The organism is Aminobacter sp. DSM 101952 (assembly GCF_001424795.1).
Lineage (GTDB): Bacteria > Pseudomonadota > Alphaproteobacteria > Rhizobiales > Rhizobiaceae > Aminobacter > Aminobacter aganoensis.
Map to the genome: position 1 here is coordinate 117,410 of NZ_LMCL01000001.1, position 14,170 is coordinate 131,579.

A 14,170-nucleotide genomic window follows, 5' to 3' on the forward strand; every position below is an offset into this window, starting at 1 on the left:
CTGACCGCGAAGGCTATATTCCGTGCCTGATAGCCGAACCCGTCGGGATGGCAAAGTTGGAAGTTTGCGCGGGCCGCCTGGATCAGCCCTGCTCGTCGATGCGGACGGTCCTTGCGCGCACATGCAGCGTGCGGCCCGCGCCCAGCCCCATCGCTGCGGCGCCGAGGCCCAGCACGACGAACAGAACCGCCGAAGCCGAAAAGCTGCCGGTCCATCCGCGGATCAGGCCGACCAGCAGCGGCCCGACTGCCGCCAGCACATAACCGACGCCCTGCGCCATGCCGGAAAGGTGTGCCGCGATATGCGAATCCGGCGAGCGCAGCACGATCAGCGTCATCGCCGCCGCGATCAGCCCACCCTGGCCGATGCCTTGCAGGATCGCCCAGAACAACACGGTCGACGTCGGCGCAAACAGGATGCCCAGCAGCGCGACCACCGCCGCAACGACGAGCGCCACGTTAACCCCGCTCTGGTTCTTCCGGCGCACCGCAAAGGACGGCACGGCGAGGCAGGTGACGACCTGCGCCATCACCGATATCGAAACGATCGCACCGGCGGTCGTGGCGTCGAAGCCGCGCTCGCGCAGGATCGGCGCCAGCCAGCCGAAGACGCAGTAGGCGAGTGCCGACTGCAGCCCCATGAACAGCGTGACCTGCCAGGCCAGAAGGTCGCGCCACAAACCGACGACGCGATAACCGCTGTGGCTGGCCTGCTTGCCGGCAGCCAATGCCTGCGGCGCCCAGATCACCAGCACGATCAGCGCCGGCACAGACCAGGCGGCCAGTGCTCCCGACCACGACCCGGTGATCAGGTGCTCGATCGGCAACGTCAGGCCGGCAGCGGCAGCCGAGCCGGCACAAAGGGCCATGGTGTATAGCCCTGTCATCATCGCGGCCTTGCCGGCAAAGTCGCGCTTCACCAGTCCCGGCAGCAGTACGTTGCCGATGGCAATGGCACCACCAGCCATGAAGGTGGCAAGGAAAAGCAGCGGAACGGACCCGAACCAACGCAACCCGGTGCCGATTGCCAGCACGGCGAGCGCCCCGAGCAGCGTGCGTTCGGCCCCGTAACGCTGGGCCAATTTGGGTGCAAACGGCGCAAACAGCCCGAGGCACAGCACCGGCAACGTCGTCAGCAGGCTAGCACCGGTCGTCGAAAGCCCTGTTTCCTGCATCACTTCGGGCAACAGCACCGACAGGCTCGAAAACAGCGGCCTGAGATTGAAGGCGATCAGCACGAGGCTTGCACCGAGCACAATCTGGGCAGTGCGGCTGCGCAGCACAGGCGGTTGCGGCTTGGGCAGGCTGTCGATCTCGGCATCGACAAGCTGGTCGTCGAGGCCGTTGACGGTTTCGATGCGCGAATCTCGCAGGTCGCCGGAACGGAAATTCTGATTCATGGCGCAAGCAGCCTGTCGAGTTCCAGAAGCACCGGTGCGACGAAGTCGCGGATGGCGGCAGCCGCGCGATCCGGATCGCCCGACGCGACCGCGTCGACGATGGCCTCGTGCGCGGGACCGTCTGGTTCCGGCAAATCGCCGCCAAGCGTCGCTTGGATGGTCTCGGCGATGGCACCGGTGAAGAAATCGTAGAGTTCGATCATCGCCTTGTTGCCGGAGGCCTCGACCACGGATTTGTGGAAGGCGATGTCACGGCGGATGAAGGCCTCGTATCCTCCATCGACCTGGGTGCCCCTCTCCTCAAGCAGGCGACGCATTTTCATGACGTCCGCCGGCGTGTGACGTAGCGCGGCAAGCCTCGCCGCCTCGACGTCCAGCGCCGTGCGCGCCTCCCATTGGTCGCGCAGCCCGGCGCGCTTCATCCGATGAAGTGCAGCCGAGGGGTCGACGGTCGAACGAACATAAGTGCCGGAGCCTTGCCGCGTCTCCAGGAGGCCTTGCGAGACCAGCGCCCTCACCGCTTCGCGCACCGTGCCACGGCTGACCGTCAGCAATTCGGCGAGCGCTGCTTCATTGGGGATACGCTCACCGACGCTCCAGCGTCCGCTCACGATTTCGCTGCGCAAGCTTTCGCCCGCACTGTCGGTCAGGTTGGTCCGGCTGGCCGGTTGCATGGCAGAGCCTATTCATCAAGTCATCGGATGACTTGATGAATAGGCTCGACAACCCTCTGGGTCAATTGGACAGGCTTACGGACGCGCTTGGACCAGACCGACCTTCCTCAGAAGCCGCCGAAGCTCCTCATGTGAAAGGCCTGAACCTGTCTGGGATATCTGAAGGCCAGGCCTTGCGGACAAGCGTTGCGGTCCAGACACCCACCGGTCCGGCACGGAACGCCCGTCGGTCCGCGCACATGCGCAAGGCACTCCCGATGGGCGAAACCGGTCTCTGAATAGGCATCGACCGGACAGGACTTAAGGCAGGGTTTTCCGTCGCATAAGTCGCAAAGGTGAATCTGTTTCAGAGATTCTTGCTTGTCGATCTCCGCATCGAACAGCAAGGCGCCGCGATAGGCATGCCACAGCCCGTATTCGGGATGCATCAGTATGCCGAGCGGCGAAGGCTTCAGGCCCTCTGCACGCATCGCCCATTGCTGGAACGGCAGATAGGGCTTGTCCGAAGGCGATACGGCGTGAGCACCGAACGCCCGTGCCACCTTGCCGATCGTCTCGCGCGACCAGCTGTCCAGAGGATTTTCAAGATCCTTTGGCTGCCGTTCGAGCCAGTTCCGGTAATGCGGCCAAGGCGCAGCGCCCGCCTGCCCCACCAGCAGCGCGGACCGAGCCGGTCTGCCTGCCGGTCCGGCCGGTGCGGCGTCGCCATCGCCGAACGCAAAACCGCCGCGCGGAATGAGACCATGCTCAGCCAGCGCGGTGGCGATGTCGTCAACCAGACGGGGTGACAAGCGTCACCCTTTCCGGTCCGGATCGGAGAACGCGCTCCGCCAGACTTCCTTGTGAATGATGCTGGCGACTTTAGCCCCGCCTGAAACGGGCTCCTTTCACGTGAAGGCGTCGGGCATCGACGCCTTCTTGGCGGCGATGAAGTCCTTCAGGCCGTCGTCTATGCTTGGGTCGAGATACGGCGCCTCGTAGCTTTCGAGCCAGCGCCGGGCGAGCTCGTTGGCGCGCTGCGGTGCGGTCTTCTGCCCTTCGGCAAGCCACTGCTCGTAGGAATTGTTGTCGGCGATGCTGGAGCGATAGAACGCGGTTTGGAAATTGGCCTGGGTATGGTCGCAGCCGAGATAATGACTGCCGGGGCCGACCTGGCGGATGGCGTCCATCGCCTGGCCATTTTCCGAGAGATCGACACCTTCGGACAGTCTCTGCGTCATGCCGAGCTGGTCGATGTCCATCATGAACTTTTCGTAGCAGGAGGCGAGACCGCCTTCGAGCCAGCCTGCCGAATGCAGCACGAAGTTGGTGCCGGCCAGGATGGTCGAATTCAGCGTGTTCGCGCTTTCGTACGCTGCCTGTGCATCCGGCACCTTGGAGGCGCAGAGCGAGCCGCCGGTGCGGAACGGCAGTCCGAGGCGGCGTGCGAGCTGGGCAGCACCGTAAGAGACCAGCGACGGCTCCGGCGTGCCGAAAGTCGGGGCGCCCGACTGCATCGAGATCGACGAGGCGAAGGTGCCGAACAGCACCGGCGCGCCCTTGCGGATCAGCTGGGTGAACGATGCGCCGGCCAGCACCTCGGCCAGGACCTGGGTCAGCGTGCCGGCGACCGTCACCGGGCTCATCGCTCCGGCCAGGATGAACGGCGTGACGATGCAGGCCTGGTTGTGGCGCGCATAGACCTTCAGCGCCCCCAGCATGGTTTCGTCGAAGACCATTGGCGAATTGGCGTTGATCAGGCTGGTCAGCACCGTGTTGTTTTCGACGAAGTCGTCGCCGAACACGATCTTGGCCATGGCGATCGTGTCTTCCGCGCGTTCCGGGGCCGTGACCGACCCCATGAACGGCTTGTCGGAATATTTGATGTGGCTGTAGATCATGTCGAGGTGACGCTTGTTCACCGGCACGTCGACCGGCTCGCACACCGTGCCGCCCGAATGGTGGATCGACGGCGCCATGTAGGCGAGCTTCACGAAATTGCGGAAATCCTCGATCGTCGCGTAGCGGCGGTTGCCGTCGAGATCGCGCACGAAGGGCGGGCCGTAGACCGGCGCAAAGACTGTGGCGTTGCCGCCGATCTGTACCGAACGCTCCGAATTGCGCGCATGCTGGGTGTAGATCGAGGGGGCGGTCTTCAGCAGCGAGCGGCACAGGCCCTTGGGAAAGTGGACGCGCTCGCCCTTGACGTCGCAGCCAGCCTCTTTCCACAGCTGCAGCGCCTCGGCGTCGTCGCGGAACTCGATGCCGATTTCCTCGAGCACCGTATCGGCGTTCTTCTCGATGAGCGCCAGCCCCTCCTCGTTGAGGACCTCATACACGTTGATCTGGCGCTTGATGTAAGTGAGCTGGGTGCCGGGCCCGCCGCCGGAGCGTGCGGCGCGCCGTGCGGCCGCTCCGCCACTTGCGCCGCGCCCGCGTCGTCCACCCGACGCTTCCTGATCGGTCACGAGGTTTTCTGTCATCGCCATCATCCTTGAAACACGTTTGGCCGCCTGTCGCAGCACCTCGCAGGATCGTAGTCATGCACCCTAGGCGAAACGGCTTGCCAGCGCCAACGCCTGTCGCAAAATCGACAAGCAAGTCGGCAAGTTATCAGTCGCTTTCGTTTTGCAGGAGGTCGCAAATCAGCTATGGATTTGCGGCACTTGCAAGCTACGTATTAGCGCAGTAGCCGCCCGCCGCAATTTTGGCGCCGTCCCGAGGGAGCCCCCGAACATGTCCGACGACGAAATCATCCTGTCCGAGCTTTCCGACGACGAACTCGTGCAGCAGATGCACGACGATCTCTATGACGGGCTCAAGGAAGAGATCGAGGACGGTACCAACATCCTGCTCGAGCGAGGCTGGGCGCCCTACAAGGTGCTGACCGAGGCGCTCGTCGAAGGCATGCGCATCGTCGGCGAGGATTTCCGCGACGGCATTCTGTTCGTTCCCGAAGTGTTGCTGTCGGCAAACGCCATGAAGGCCGGCATGTTCATCCTGCGCCCGCTACTGGCGGCCACAGGTGCTCCCAAGCAGGGCAAGTTGGTCATCGGCACGGTCAAGGGTGACATCCACGACATCGGCAAGAACCTCGTCGGCATGATGATGGAAGGCGCCGGCTTCGACGTCATCGACCTCGGCATCAACAATCCGGTCGAGAACTATCTGGCAGCCATCGAGGAACATCAGCCCGACATCATCGGCATGTCGGCGCTTTTGACCACGACCATGCCCTACATGAAGGTCGTCATCGACACGATGAAGGAAAAGGGCATCCGCGACGACTTTGTCGTGCTCGTCGGCGGCGCCCCGCTCAACGAGGAATTCGGCAAGGCCGTCGGCGCCGATGCCTACTGCCGCGACGCGGCGGTGGCCGTCGAGACCGCCAAGGACTATATGAAGCGCAAGCACAATTTGCGCGCCTCTGCCTGACGCAACAAGGCCGCACCTTGCGGTGCGGCCTCTTCGTGCCGATGTGAATGAGATTGACGGCGATCAGTCCCCTATTGGACTGTGTCCTCGATGGCGTTCGCCGTACCTTTGACGTCCTTGCCGACGCCGCGAATGGTGTTGGCACAAGAGGCCAGTGCGAGTGCGCAGGCGATGATGGCGACCGGTGCCAGACGTGACAGTTTCATGGACTGGATTCCCTCTCTCTGTATTTCGCCCTAACGCAACGAAGGCCGGTCGACTGGGTTCCATGGCCACAAAGCAAAAAACGAAACCCGACATCGCGGACAGGCTGCTGGTCATAGGCTGCGGCATGATTGCGCGCGAGGTGCTGACGGTCAAGGAGCGGCTGGGACTCGATCATCTCGAACTCACCTGCCTACCGGCCGACTTCCATTTTCGCCCCGACCGCATCGCGCCTGCCATGGACAAGGCTATCACCGAGGCCAAGGCGGAAGGCTACCAGCACATCTATGTCGGTTACGCCGATTGCGGCACCGGCGGCCTGCTCGACCGGGTCTGCGAAAGGCATGGCGTCGAGCGCATCGCGGGCCCGCACTGCTTTGCCTTCTACCAGGGCGCCGAAGCCTACGCCAAGGTCGGCGAAGCCGACATGATGTCGTTCTACATGACCGACTTCCTGTGCAGGCAGTTCGATGCCTTCTTCATCAAGCCACTCGGGCTCGACCGGCACCCGGAGCTGGTGACCGACTACTTCGGAAATTACGAGAAGCTGATCTACCTCGCCCAGACCGACGACCCGGCCCTCGACAAGGTGGCCGAGGACGCCGCCAGGATGCTGGGGCTGGTCTATGAGCGGCGCTCCACCGGCTATGGCGACCTGCCCCAGGCCCTTGCCAACGCAGCGTCAGCCACGGCAGATCATTAAAGCGCCTGATTCCTCCCCTGAGGTTCGGCCACAAGGGGAAGGTTTTTCATGGCTTTTCGCACGTTGATGCTTGCTGCGGTCCTCACGGCGTCCGCCGGTTTTGCCCATGCCGACGGCGCAGTGCAGAAGCTCATGACGCCCGCCGACAAGGCGCGGCTCGAAAAATACGACGACACGCGGAAAGAAGCCCTGCAGGGCGCCAGGACCGGCGCGCCGGCAGATGTGGCCGTGCTCGACGGAATGCTCGCCAAGCCGCTGCTTTCAGTTCCCGATTTTGACATGGCCGGCAATTGGCAGTGCCGCACCATCAAGGCCGGCGGCGACGTGCCTCTCGTGATCTACGGCTGGTTCAAATGCAAGGTCAGCGACGACGGCTCAGGCTGGCAGCTGGAAAAACTGAGCGGCTCCCAGCGTACCAAAGGCCGTTTCTACGACGACGGCGAGAAGCGCTCGATCTATCTCGGCTCCGGCTTCACCGCCGGCGACAAGCCGAAAGCCTATGGCGACGGCCCGGAAACGGACCAGATCGGCTATGCCTTCCGCTCGGGGCCGGCAGAATGGCGCATCGAATTTCCGTCGCCGCGATACGAATCCAAGCTGGACGTCATCGAATTCCGGCGCTGACATTGCATTCGGGGCCGCGCGGCATCACATGCAGCCTTCCGGTGTCATCAAGGATTAACCTGGCCGTCGCACACTGCGATGGGGATCGGCGCATGAAGATGCTGCCGCAAGTGGGCTGAAGACTGCATGAAAAGGCAAAACGACGAATCTGACGCGAGCGAAATCGCTGCGGCGCCGCAGCGGCGTCGCGGACGCCGCCTCTCCACCATCTTTGCCCAGCTCGCCCGCGACGCCAACGGCAACATCTCCATCGGCGACATCAGGGACACCTTGGGCAAGCGCAGCTTCGCGCCGCTCCTGGTGCTGTTCGCCGCCTTCAATCTGCTGCCCCTGCCGCCGGGCGCTTCGGCGGTGCTCGGCCTGCCGTTGCTGATCGTGGCCGCACAGATGGCCTTTGGCAGCAACCGCGCCTGGCTGCCCGACTTCATCACCAAGCGCTCGCTCTCGGCCGAACAGTTCCGCACCGTCACCGACTGGGTCATCCCGAGGCTGATCCGCCTCGAAGAAGTCGTGCGGCCGCGCTACTGGCCATTCTGGCGCAAGCAGGGCGACCGCGTGATCGGCATCATCGCGCTCATCCTGTCGGTGTCGATCACCCTTCCGATTCCCCTCGGCAACTGGCTGCCGGCCTTTGCCACGGCACTCCTCGGGCTGGCACTGTCGGAGCGCGACGGCATCCTCTTTGCCGTGGGCAGTGCCGTTGGCGTCGCCTCGCTGGCAGTCGTCGGCATCGTGGTTGGCGGCGCGGGCTTTGCCACGCACGCCTTCATTGCCTGGCTGGGGTAGCTTGAATGGATCGCAGGCCTATCGTCTTCGTCACCGAAGGCGGCGAACATATCTGGGCTATCATCAACAGTCTGACCGATCGTTTCGGTCCCATATCGGTCGTTCTTGAAACGCCCTATTCCAAGCGTGAGCTGCTGGTCCGCAGGGCCAGGAAGCTCGGCCGGTTGTCCGTCATCGGACAATTGGGCACCATGATCCTCATCCGGCTCGGGAAAAGCTTCTTTCACGGCCGTATCGACCAGCTGATCGCCCAGGAAAACCTGGAAACCGAGCCCCGCGCCGGCCAGGAAATCGTGTCGATTTCATCCGCCAACGGCCCCGAACTGGTCGAGACGGTACGCCGGCTCGAGCCGGCGGTGGTGTTTCTTGCCGGCTGCAGGCTGCTTTCGGCAAGGATCCTCGCCGACATCCCCTGCCCGGTCATCAACTACCACTCCGGCATCAACCCGAAATATCGCGGCATGAATGGCGGATACTGGGCGCTTGCCACCGGCGATACCGGGAATTTCGGCTCAACTGTGCATCTGGTCGATGCCGGCGTCGACACCGGTGCAGTGCTCTACCAGTCGCGCGGAATGCCCGGCAAAGGCGACACCATCGCCAGCTACGCCATGCGCCAGGCCGCCTTCTCCCGCGACATCTGCGCCCGGGCCGTCGAGGATGCCCTGAACGGAACCCTCGCGCCGATCGACACAGGCCTGCCCTCCAGGCAATGGTACCATCCAACCGTCTGGCAGTACCTTTGGACCGGCATCCGACGCGACGTCTGGTAGCGCCGCGGCAACTACCCAACCTCTATCTTTTTACGACACGCCACCGCGTCGCTTTTGAATGCGCGCGCGTCGTCCCATAACAAGCAGCACCCCCGTGGTTGCGGCAAAGCTCAACGTCACTGAAAGCGAGACCGAAATGGCCGACCTGATCATTGTCTACTGGCGCGACATCCCCGCTCAGGTGATCGTCAAAAAGGGCCGGCAGAACGCCAAGCGCGAACTGCCGCTGCGCTTCACCGAGGCGATCGACATGTGCGCCATGCGAACTGGCGCAGGCGACACCGACGCCTATCTGGCGGAGTGGCGCAAGGCCGACCCGGTTCCGGTCAGCGACGACCTCGAAGGCGAAGCCGACAAGGCCATGGCCGAGATCGATGCGAATTTCACACGCGAGCGGCTGGTCGCTCTCGTCAAGGCAGGCGGCAAGGAAGATGGTTGATACCCAGCCGACAGTAACCCAGGCGACCTTGGTCAAGAAGGCCGCTCCCAAGAGCGACTACAAGCCCGCCGACGTGTCGCCCCAGCGCCGCGTCCAGCGCAGCTACACGATCAGGCTGTGGTCGATCCGCCATTCGCGCCTGCTCGAATGGTTCTACAGCCGCTTCGCGGACGCCTTCCTGCTGCTCCACCCCTTGTGGAAAGGGATCGGCTATAGCCGCGTCGAGGCCCCGATCAAGTTTGTCGAGAAGCGCGTCAAGGGCCTGATGTTCGACTGCCGCATGTGCGGCCAGTGCGTACTGTCGTCCACCGGCATGTCGTGCCCGATGAACTGCCCCAAGCAGTTGCGCAACGGCCCATGCGGCGGCGTGCGCGCCAACGGCAATTGCGAGGTCGAGCCCGACATGCCCTGCGTCTGGGTCAAGGCCTGGGAAGGCTCGCGCAACATGGTCAAGGGCGACACCATCCTCAATGTCCAGAAGCCGGTCGACCAGTCGCTGCGCGAAACCTCGGCCTGGCTCAGGGTCACCGCCCAAGCCGCCGCAACGCGCGAAACCGCCAGCAAGGAAGTCGCATGACCCCGCCGCGCCCGCGCCAGACCGACGAGCATCCCGACGGCATCGACCTGCCGCTCGACCGCCTGCCCGGCCATTCGTCGCGGGGAAGGTTGGAGCGCGTACTTCGCCGGGGCGAGTTTGCCGTGACGACGGAACTCAACCCGCCCGACAGCGCCGACCCCGAAGACGTCTACAACCGCGCCAAGATTTTCGACGGCTGGGTCGACGGCATCAATGCGGTCGACGCCTCCGGTGCCAACTGCCACATGTCGTCGGTCGGCATCTGCGCCCTACTGACCCGCATGGGCTACGCCCCGATCATGCAGATCGCCTGCCGCGACAAGAACCGCATCGCCATCCAGGGCGACGTGCTGGGCGCCGCGGCCATGGGCGTCGCCAACATACTCTGCCTCACCGGCGATGGCGTGCAGGCCGGCGACCAGCCTGGCGCCAAGCCGGTCTTCGACCTCGACTCGATGTCGCTGCTCGAAACCGTCCGCATCATGCGTGACAACGGCAAGTTCCTGTCGGGCCGCAAGCTGACGACCCCGCCACAGCTGTTCCTCGGCGCGGCAGTGAACCCCTTCGCCCCGCCCTATGACTTCCGACCGGTCCACCTTGGTAAGAAGATCGCCGCCGGCGCGCAGTTCGTGCAGAGCCAGTACTGCTTCGACGTGCCGATGTTCCGCACCTTCATGCAGCGTGTCCGCGACCTCGGCTACGCCGAACAGTGCTTCATCCTGTGCGGCGTTGGCCCCCTTGCTTCGGCCAAGACCGCCAAGTGGATCCGATCGAACGTGCCGGGCATCCACATCCCGGATTCGATCATCGCGCGCCTAGAAGGTGCCCAGGACCAGAAGAAGGAAGGCAAGCAGATCTGCATCGACATCATCAACGAGGTGAAGGAGATCGCCGGCGTGGCGGGCATCCATGTGATGGCCTACAGGCAGGAGGAATACGTTGCCGAGATCGTCGATGAATCGGGCGTGCTGAAAGGCCGCCGGCCTTGGAAACGCGAAGCCCGCCCTGACGACCAGCTGGTCGCCTCGCGGCTTGAGCACCTCCTGCATGACGACGTTACCGAATCGCAGGTCGACATGGTGAAGACCGCGCACTGAAGATACGGGCGCGGCCGCCGCGCTTGAACGAAAACAGACAACGATATAAAGAAATCTTTATATCCCACGGAGAGGATACATGACCCGCACCATCGTCGCCTCGGCGACCCGCGAAATCGTCATCGGTTTCGACCAGCCCTTCTGCGTGATCGGCGAACGCATCAACCCGACCGGCCGCAAGAAGCTGGCCGCCGAGATGGTCGCCGGCAATTTCGAGACCGTCATCAAGGACGCACTGGAGCAGGCCGCCTGCGGCGCGACGATGCTCGACATCAATGCCGGCGTCACTTCGGTCAACCCGAACGAGACCGAACCGGGCCTGCTGGTGCAGACGCTGGAGATCGTCCAGAACCTCGTCGACCTGCCGCTGGCCATCGACAGCTCGGTGTCGGCAGCCATCGAAGCGGCGCTCAAGGTCGCCAAGGGCCGCCCGCTGGTCAATTCCGTCACCGGCGAAGAAGAAAAGCTCGAAGCGATCCTGCCGCTGGTCAAGAAGTACAATGTGCCCGTCGTCGCCATCTCCAACGACGAAACCGGCATTTCGATGGATCCGGATGTCCGCTTTGCGGTCGCCAAGAAGATCGTCGAGCGTTGCGCCGACTTCGGCATTCCCGCCCATGACGTCGTCGTCGACCCGCTGGTCATGCCGATCGGCGCGCTGGGCGATGCCGGCCGCCAGGTCTTTGCGCTGCTGCGCCGGCTGCGCGAGGAGCTCAAGGTCAACACCACTTGCGGCCTGTCCAACATCTCGTTCGGCCTGCCGCATCGGCACGGCATCAACGCCGCCTTCATCCCGATGGTCATCGGCGCCGGCATGACCTCGGCGATCATGAACCCGGTTCGGCCCCAGGAAATGGAAGCAGTCCGCGGCGCCAACGTGCTCAACGGCACCGACGAGCACTGCACCAACTGGATCAAGACCTACAAGGACTACAAGCCGGCCGAAGGTGGACACGCCGTGGCAGCATCGGTCGCGGTCACTGCGCCAGGCGACGCCGCCGGCGGCCGCCGCCGCGGCGGCCGTGAAGCTCGGATGGCCAGGGGGTAGCCAAAGACATCGTGATCAGCGACGCCACATCTCGCTTCCGCTGCAGCTCCGTCGACGAACGACGGGAAGCGTTGGCGTCGCAGAATTTCCCTTCTTCCCGGCCCCGGGGAGAAGGTACCGGCAAATGGAAGTCGCGCGACGCCACAGCCCCGGTGCAGACTGGAGTATTGCAATGAACTCTCCCGCCAACATCACCGACCCGCTGGTGCTCTTCATGCCCTCGGGCAAGCGCGGACGGTTCCCGGTGGGAACGCCCATCCTCGATGCCGCGCGCCAGCTCGGCGTCTATGTCGAGAGTGTGTGCGGCGGACGCGCCACCTGCGGCCGCTGCCAGATCGAGGTCCAGGAAGGCAATTTCGCCAAGCACAAGATCGTCTCGTCCAACGACCACATCTCGCCAAAGGGTCCGAAGGAAGAGCGCTACGAGCGCGTGCGCGGCCTGCCCGAGGGACGTCGTCTGTCGTGCTCTGCGACCATTGCCGGCGACCTCGTCATCGACGTGCCGCAAGACACCGTCATCAACGCCCAGGTGGTGCGCAAGGCGGCTACCGACCGCGTCATCGAGCGCAATGCCGCCGTCCAGCTCTGCTATGTCGAGTTGGAAGAGCCTGACATGCACAAGCCGCTCGGCGACCTCGACCGCCTCAAGGTCGCGCTCGAAAAGGACTGGGGCTGGAAGGACCTGCTGGTCGCGCCCCACCTCATCCCCCAGGTCCAGAAGATCCTGCGCACCAAGCTGCCTGACCAGCCCGAAGTCAGCCCCGGCAAATGGGGCGTGACTGCCGTGGTCCATCGCGACATGGATTCCTCGCGGCCCTTCATCATCGGTCTTTTCCCCGGCCTCAAGAACGAGGCCTATGGCATCGCCTGCGACATCGGCTCGACCACGATCGCCATGCACCTGGTATCGCTGCTATCGGGCCGCATCGCCGCATCGTCGGGCACATCGAACCCGCAGATCCGCTTCGGCGAAGACCTGATGAGCCGCGTCTCGTACGTGATGATGAACCCGGATGGCCGCGAGGCCATGACCAAGGCCGTGCGCGAGGCGGTCAATTCGCTGATCGGCAAGGTCTGCGAAGAGGGCCAGGCCAACCGAGAGGACATCTTCGACTGCGTCTTCGTCGCCAACCCGATCATGCACCACCTGTTCCTCGGCATCGATCCGACCGAGCTTGGCCAGGCACCGTTCGCACTCGCCGTCTCGGGCGCGCTGCAGTTCTGGGCGCATGAGATCGACATCGAGGTCAACCGCGGCGCGCGCCTCTACACCCTGCCCTGCATCGCCGGCCATGTCGGCGCCGATGCCGCCGGAGCGACGCTCTCGGAAGGCCCATACCGCCAGGACAAGATGATGCTGCTCGTCGATGTCGGCACCAATGCCGAGATCGTTCTTGGCAACAGGAACCGCGTCGTCGCCGCATCCTCGCCCACCGGCCCGGCCTTCGAAGGCGCCGAAATCTCCTCCGGCCAGCGCGCCGCACCGGGTGCCATCGAACGCGTGCGCATCGATCCCGAAACGCTGGAACCGAAGTACCGCGTCATCGGCACCGACAAATGGTCCGACGAGGAAGGCTTCGAGGAAGAATCGTGGACCACCGGCGTTACCGGCATCTGCGGCTCGGCCATCATCGAGGTCGTGGCTGAAATGTATCTGTCGGGGATCATCTCCGAAGACGGCGTCGTCGACGGCACGCTGATGGCCAAGAGCCCCCGCATCATCCCGAACGGCCGGACCTTCTCCTATCTGCTGCGCGAAGGCCGCCAGGGCGAGCCGCGCATCACGGTGACGCAGAACGATATCCGCGCCATCCAGTTGGCCAAGGCAGCACTTTATGCCGGCGTGAAGCTTCTGATGGAAAAGCAGGGCGTCGAGACGGTCGACACCATCCGCTTCGCCGGTGCCTTCGGCTCTTTCATCGATCCGAAATATGCCATGGTGCTCGGCCTGATCCCGGACTGTGTCCTGAGCGAAGTCAAGGCTGTCGGCAATGCAGCCGGCACCGGCGCCCTGATGGCGCTGCTCAACCGCGACCATCGCCGCGAGATCGAGCAGGAGGTCGGCCGGATCGAGAAGATCGAGACTGCCCTCGAACCGCACTTCCAGCAGCTGTTCATCAACGCCATGGCCCTGCCCAACAAGGTCGATCCGTTCCCCCAGCTCGCCGAGCAGGTAAAATTGCCGCCGCGCAAGGTGTCTGGTGCGGAAGGCGAGGCAGCGGACGCCTCTCCGCGGCGCCGTTCTCGCGAGGAACGCGCCGCGCGGCGCGCCCGCGACTGAGCGGATTAGGCAGGACACGGGGCCTGGGCGGGGATTTCGTGCCCCGCTGAAGCGCTTTCGTGCTAGCATGTCCGTATCGGGCATGTTTCCACTGCGCAACCGTTTCAGCACAATCCTGCGTTGAAACGAAATCGACCCGAAACAAATCCGA

15 protein-coding genes are annotated in these 14,170 nt (G+C 64.0%); 10 read left to right on the forward strand and 5 right to left on the reverse strand.

All coding sequences use genetic code 11. The features are described from left to right. Positions 1-82 precede the first annotated feature (82 nt). From ASC75_RS00585 to ASC75_RS00600, 4 genes are all read right to left on the reverse strand, one after another. A complete protein-coding gene (locus ASC75_RS00585; protein ID WP_055969172.1) occupies positions 83-1,399 on the reverse strand; it encodes an MFS transporter in 1,317 nt (438 codons plus the stop codon). Continuing rightward, entirely contained in the window at positions 1,396-2,073 is a 678-nt protein-coding gene (locus ASC75_RS00590) for a FadR/GntR family transcriptional regulator (protein WP_055969176.1), read from the reverse strand. The genes ASC75_RS00585 and ASC75_RS00590 overlap by 4 nt, the downstream gene beginning before the upstream one ends. Before the next feature lie 107 nt (positions 2,074-2,180). After that, entirely contained in the window at positions 2,181-2,864 is a 684-nt protein-coding gene (locus ASC75_RS00595) for a 4Fe-4S dicluster domain-containing protein (protein ID WP_055969179.1), read from the reverse strand. A gap of 96 nt (positions 2,865-2,960) precedes the next feature. Next, a complete protein-coding gene (locus ASC75_RS00600) occupies positions 2,961-4,535 on the reverse strand; it encodes a trimethylamine methyltransferase family protein (RefSeq protein WP_055970594.1) in 1,575 nt (524 codons plus the stop codon). Between the two features lie 253 nt (positions 4,536-4,788). Between ASC75_RS00600 and ASC75_RS00605 the strand changes: the two genes are divergently transcribed. Next, positions 4,789-5,487 (forward strand): B12-binding domain-containing protein, encoded by a 699-nt coding sequence (locus ASC75_RS00605; protein WP_055969181.1) that lies wholly within the window; start codon positions 4,789-4,791, stop codon positions 5,485-5,487. A 71-nt stretch (positions 5,488-5,558) separates the two neighbouring features. On the opposite strand, the gene ASC75_RS25035 is transcribed toward ASC75_RS00605, so the two are convergent. Beyond that, positions 5,559-5,693: an entericidin A/B family lipoprotein gene (locus ASC75_RS25035; protein ID WP_082496334.1), complete on the reverse strand. Its 135-nt coding sequence runs from the start codon at positions 5,691-5,693 to the stop codon at positions 5,559-5,561. Positions 5,694-5,755: 62 nt separating this feature from the next. On the opposite strand from ASC75_RS25035, the gene ASC75_RS00610 reads away from it, so the two are divergent. The 9 genes from ASC75_RS00610 to ASC75_RS00650 all read left to right on the forward strand — a co-directional run bounded on the left by ASC75_RS00610 (position 5,756) and on the right by ASC75_RS00650 (position 14,019). Continuing rightward, positions 5,756-6,394 carry a DUF1638 domain-containing protein gene (locus ASC75_RS00610; protein WP_055969184.1) on the forward strand — a complete coding sequence of 213 codons (639 nt, stop codon included), beginning with the start codon at positions 5,756-5,758 and terminating at the stop codon, positions 6,392-6,394. Positions 6,395-6,442: 48 nt separating this feature from the next. Further along, positions 6,443-7,018 (forward strand): DUF4893 domain-containing protein, encoded by a 576-nt coding sequence (locus ASC75_RS00615; protein ID WP_055969187.1) that lies wholly within the window; start codon positions 6,443-6,445, stop codon positions 7,016-7,018. 126 nt (positions 7,019-7,144) lie between these two features. Continuing rightward, a complete protein-coding gene (locus ASC75_RS00620) occupies positions 7,145-7,804 on the forward strand; it encodes an exopolysaccharide biosynthesis protein (RefSeq protein WP_055969190.1) in 660 nt (219 codons plus the stop codon). Between the two features lie 5 nt (positions 7,805-7,809). Continuing rightward, on the forward strand, positions 7,810-8,577 hold the full coding sequence (locus ASC75_RS00625) for a formyl transferase (protein WP_055969193.1): 768 nt from the start codon (positions 7,810-7,812) through the stop codon (positions 8,575-8,577). A 136-nt stretch (positions 8,578-8,713) separates the two neighbouring features. Then, positions 8,714-9,016 (forward strand): virulence factor, encoded by a 303-nt coding sequence (locus ASC75_RS00630; protein WP_055970595.1) that lies wholly within the window; start codon positions 8,714-8,716, stop codon positions 9,014-9,016. Then, positions 9,009-9,593, forward strand: a complete 585-nt coding sequence (locus ASC75_RS00635) for a methylenetetrahydrofolate reductase C-terminal domain-containing protein (protein ID WP_055969196.1) — start codon at positions 9,009-9,011, stop codon at positions 9,591-9,593. The genes ASC75_RS00630 and ASC75_RS00635 overlap by 8 nt, the downstream gene beginning before the upstream one ends. Next, the gene (locus ASC75_RS00640) at positions 9,590-10,690 is read left to right on the forward strand and encodes a methylenetetrahydrofolate reductase (RefSeq protein ID WP_055969200.1); all 1,101 of its coding nucleotides are present in this window, start codon (positions 9,590-9,592) and stop codon (positions 10,688-10,690) included. The genes ASC75_RS00635 and ASC75_RS00640 overlap by 4 nt, the downstream gene beginning before the upstream one ends. A 79-nt stretch (positions 10,691-10,769) precedes the next feature. Continuing rightward, the gene (locus ASC75_RS00645) at positions 10,770-11,738 is read left to right on the forward strand and encodes a methyltetrahydrofolate cobalamin methyltransferase (protein ID WP_055969203.1); all 969 of its coding nucleotides are present in this window, start codon (positions 10,770-10,772) and stop codon (positions 11,736-11,738) included. 172 nt (positions 11,739-11,910) lie between these two features. Then, positions 11,911-14,019 (forward strand): ASKHA domain-containing protein, encoded by a 2,109-nt coding sequence (locus ASC75_RS00650; RefSeq protein WP_055969206.1) that lies wholly within the window; start codon positions 11,911-11,913, stop codon positions 14,017-14,019. The last annotated feature ends 151 nt before the right edge of the window (positions 14,020-14,170 follow it).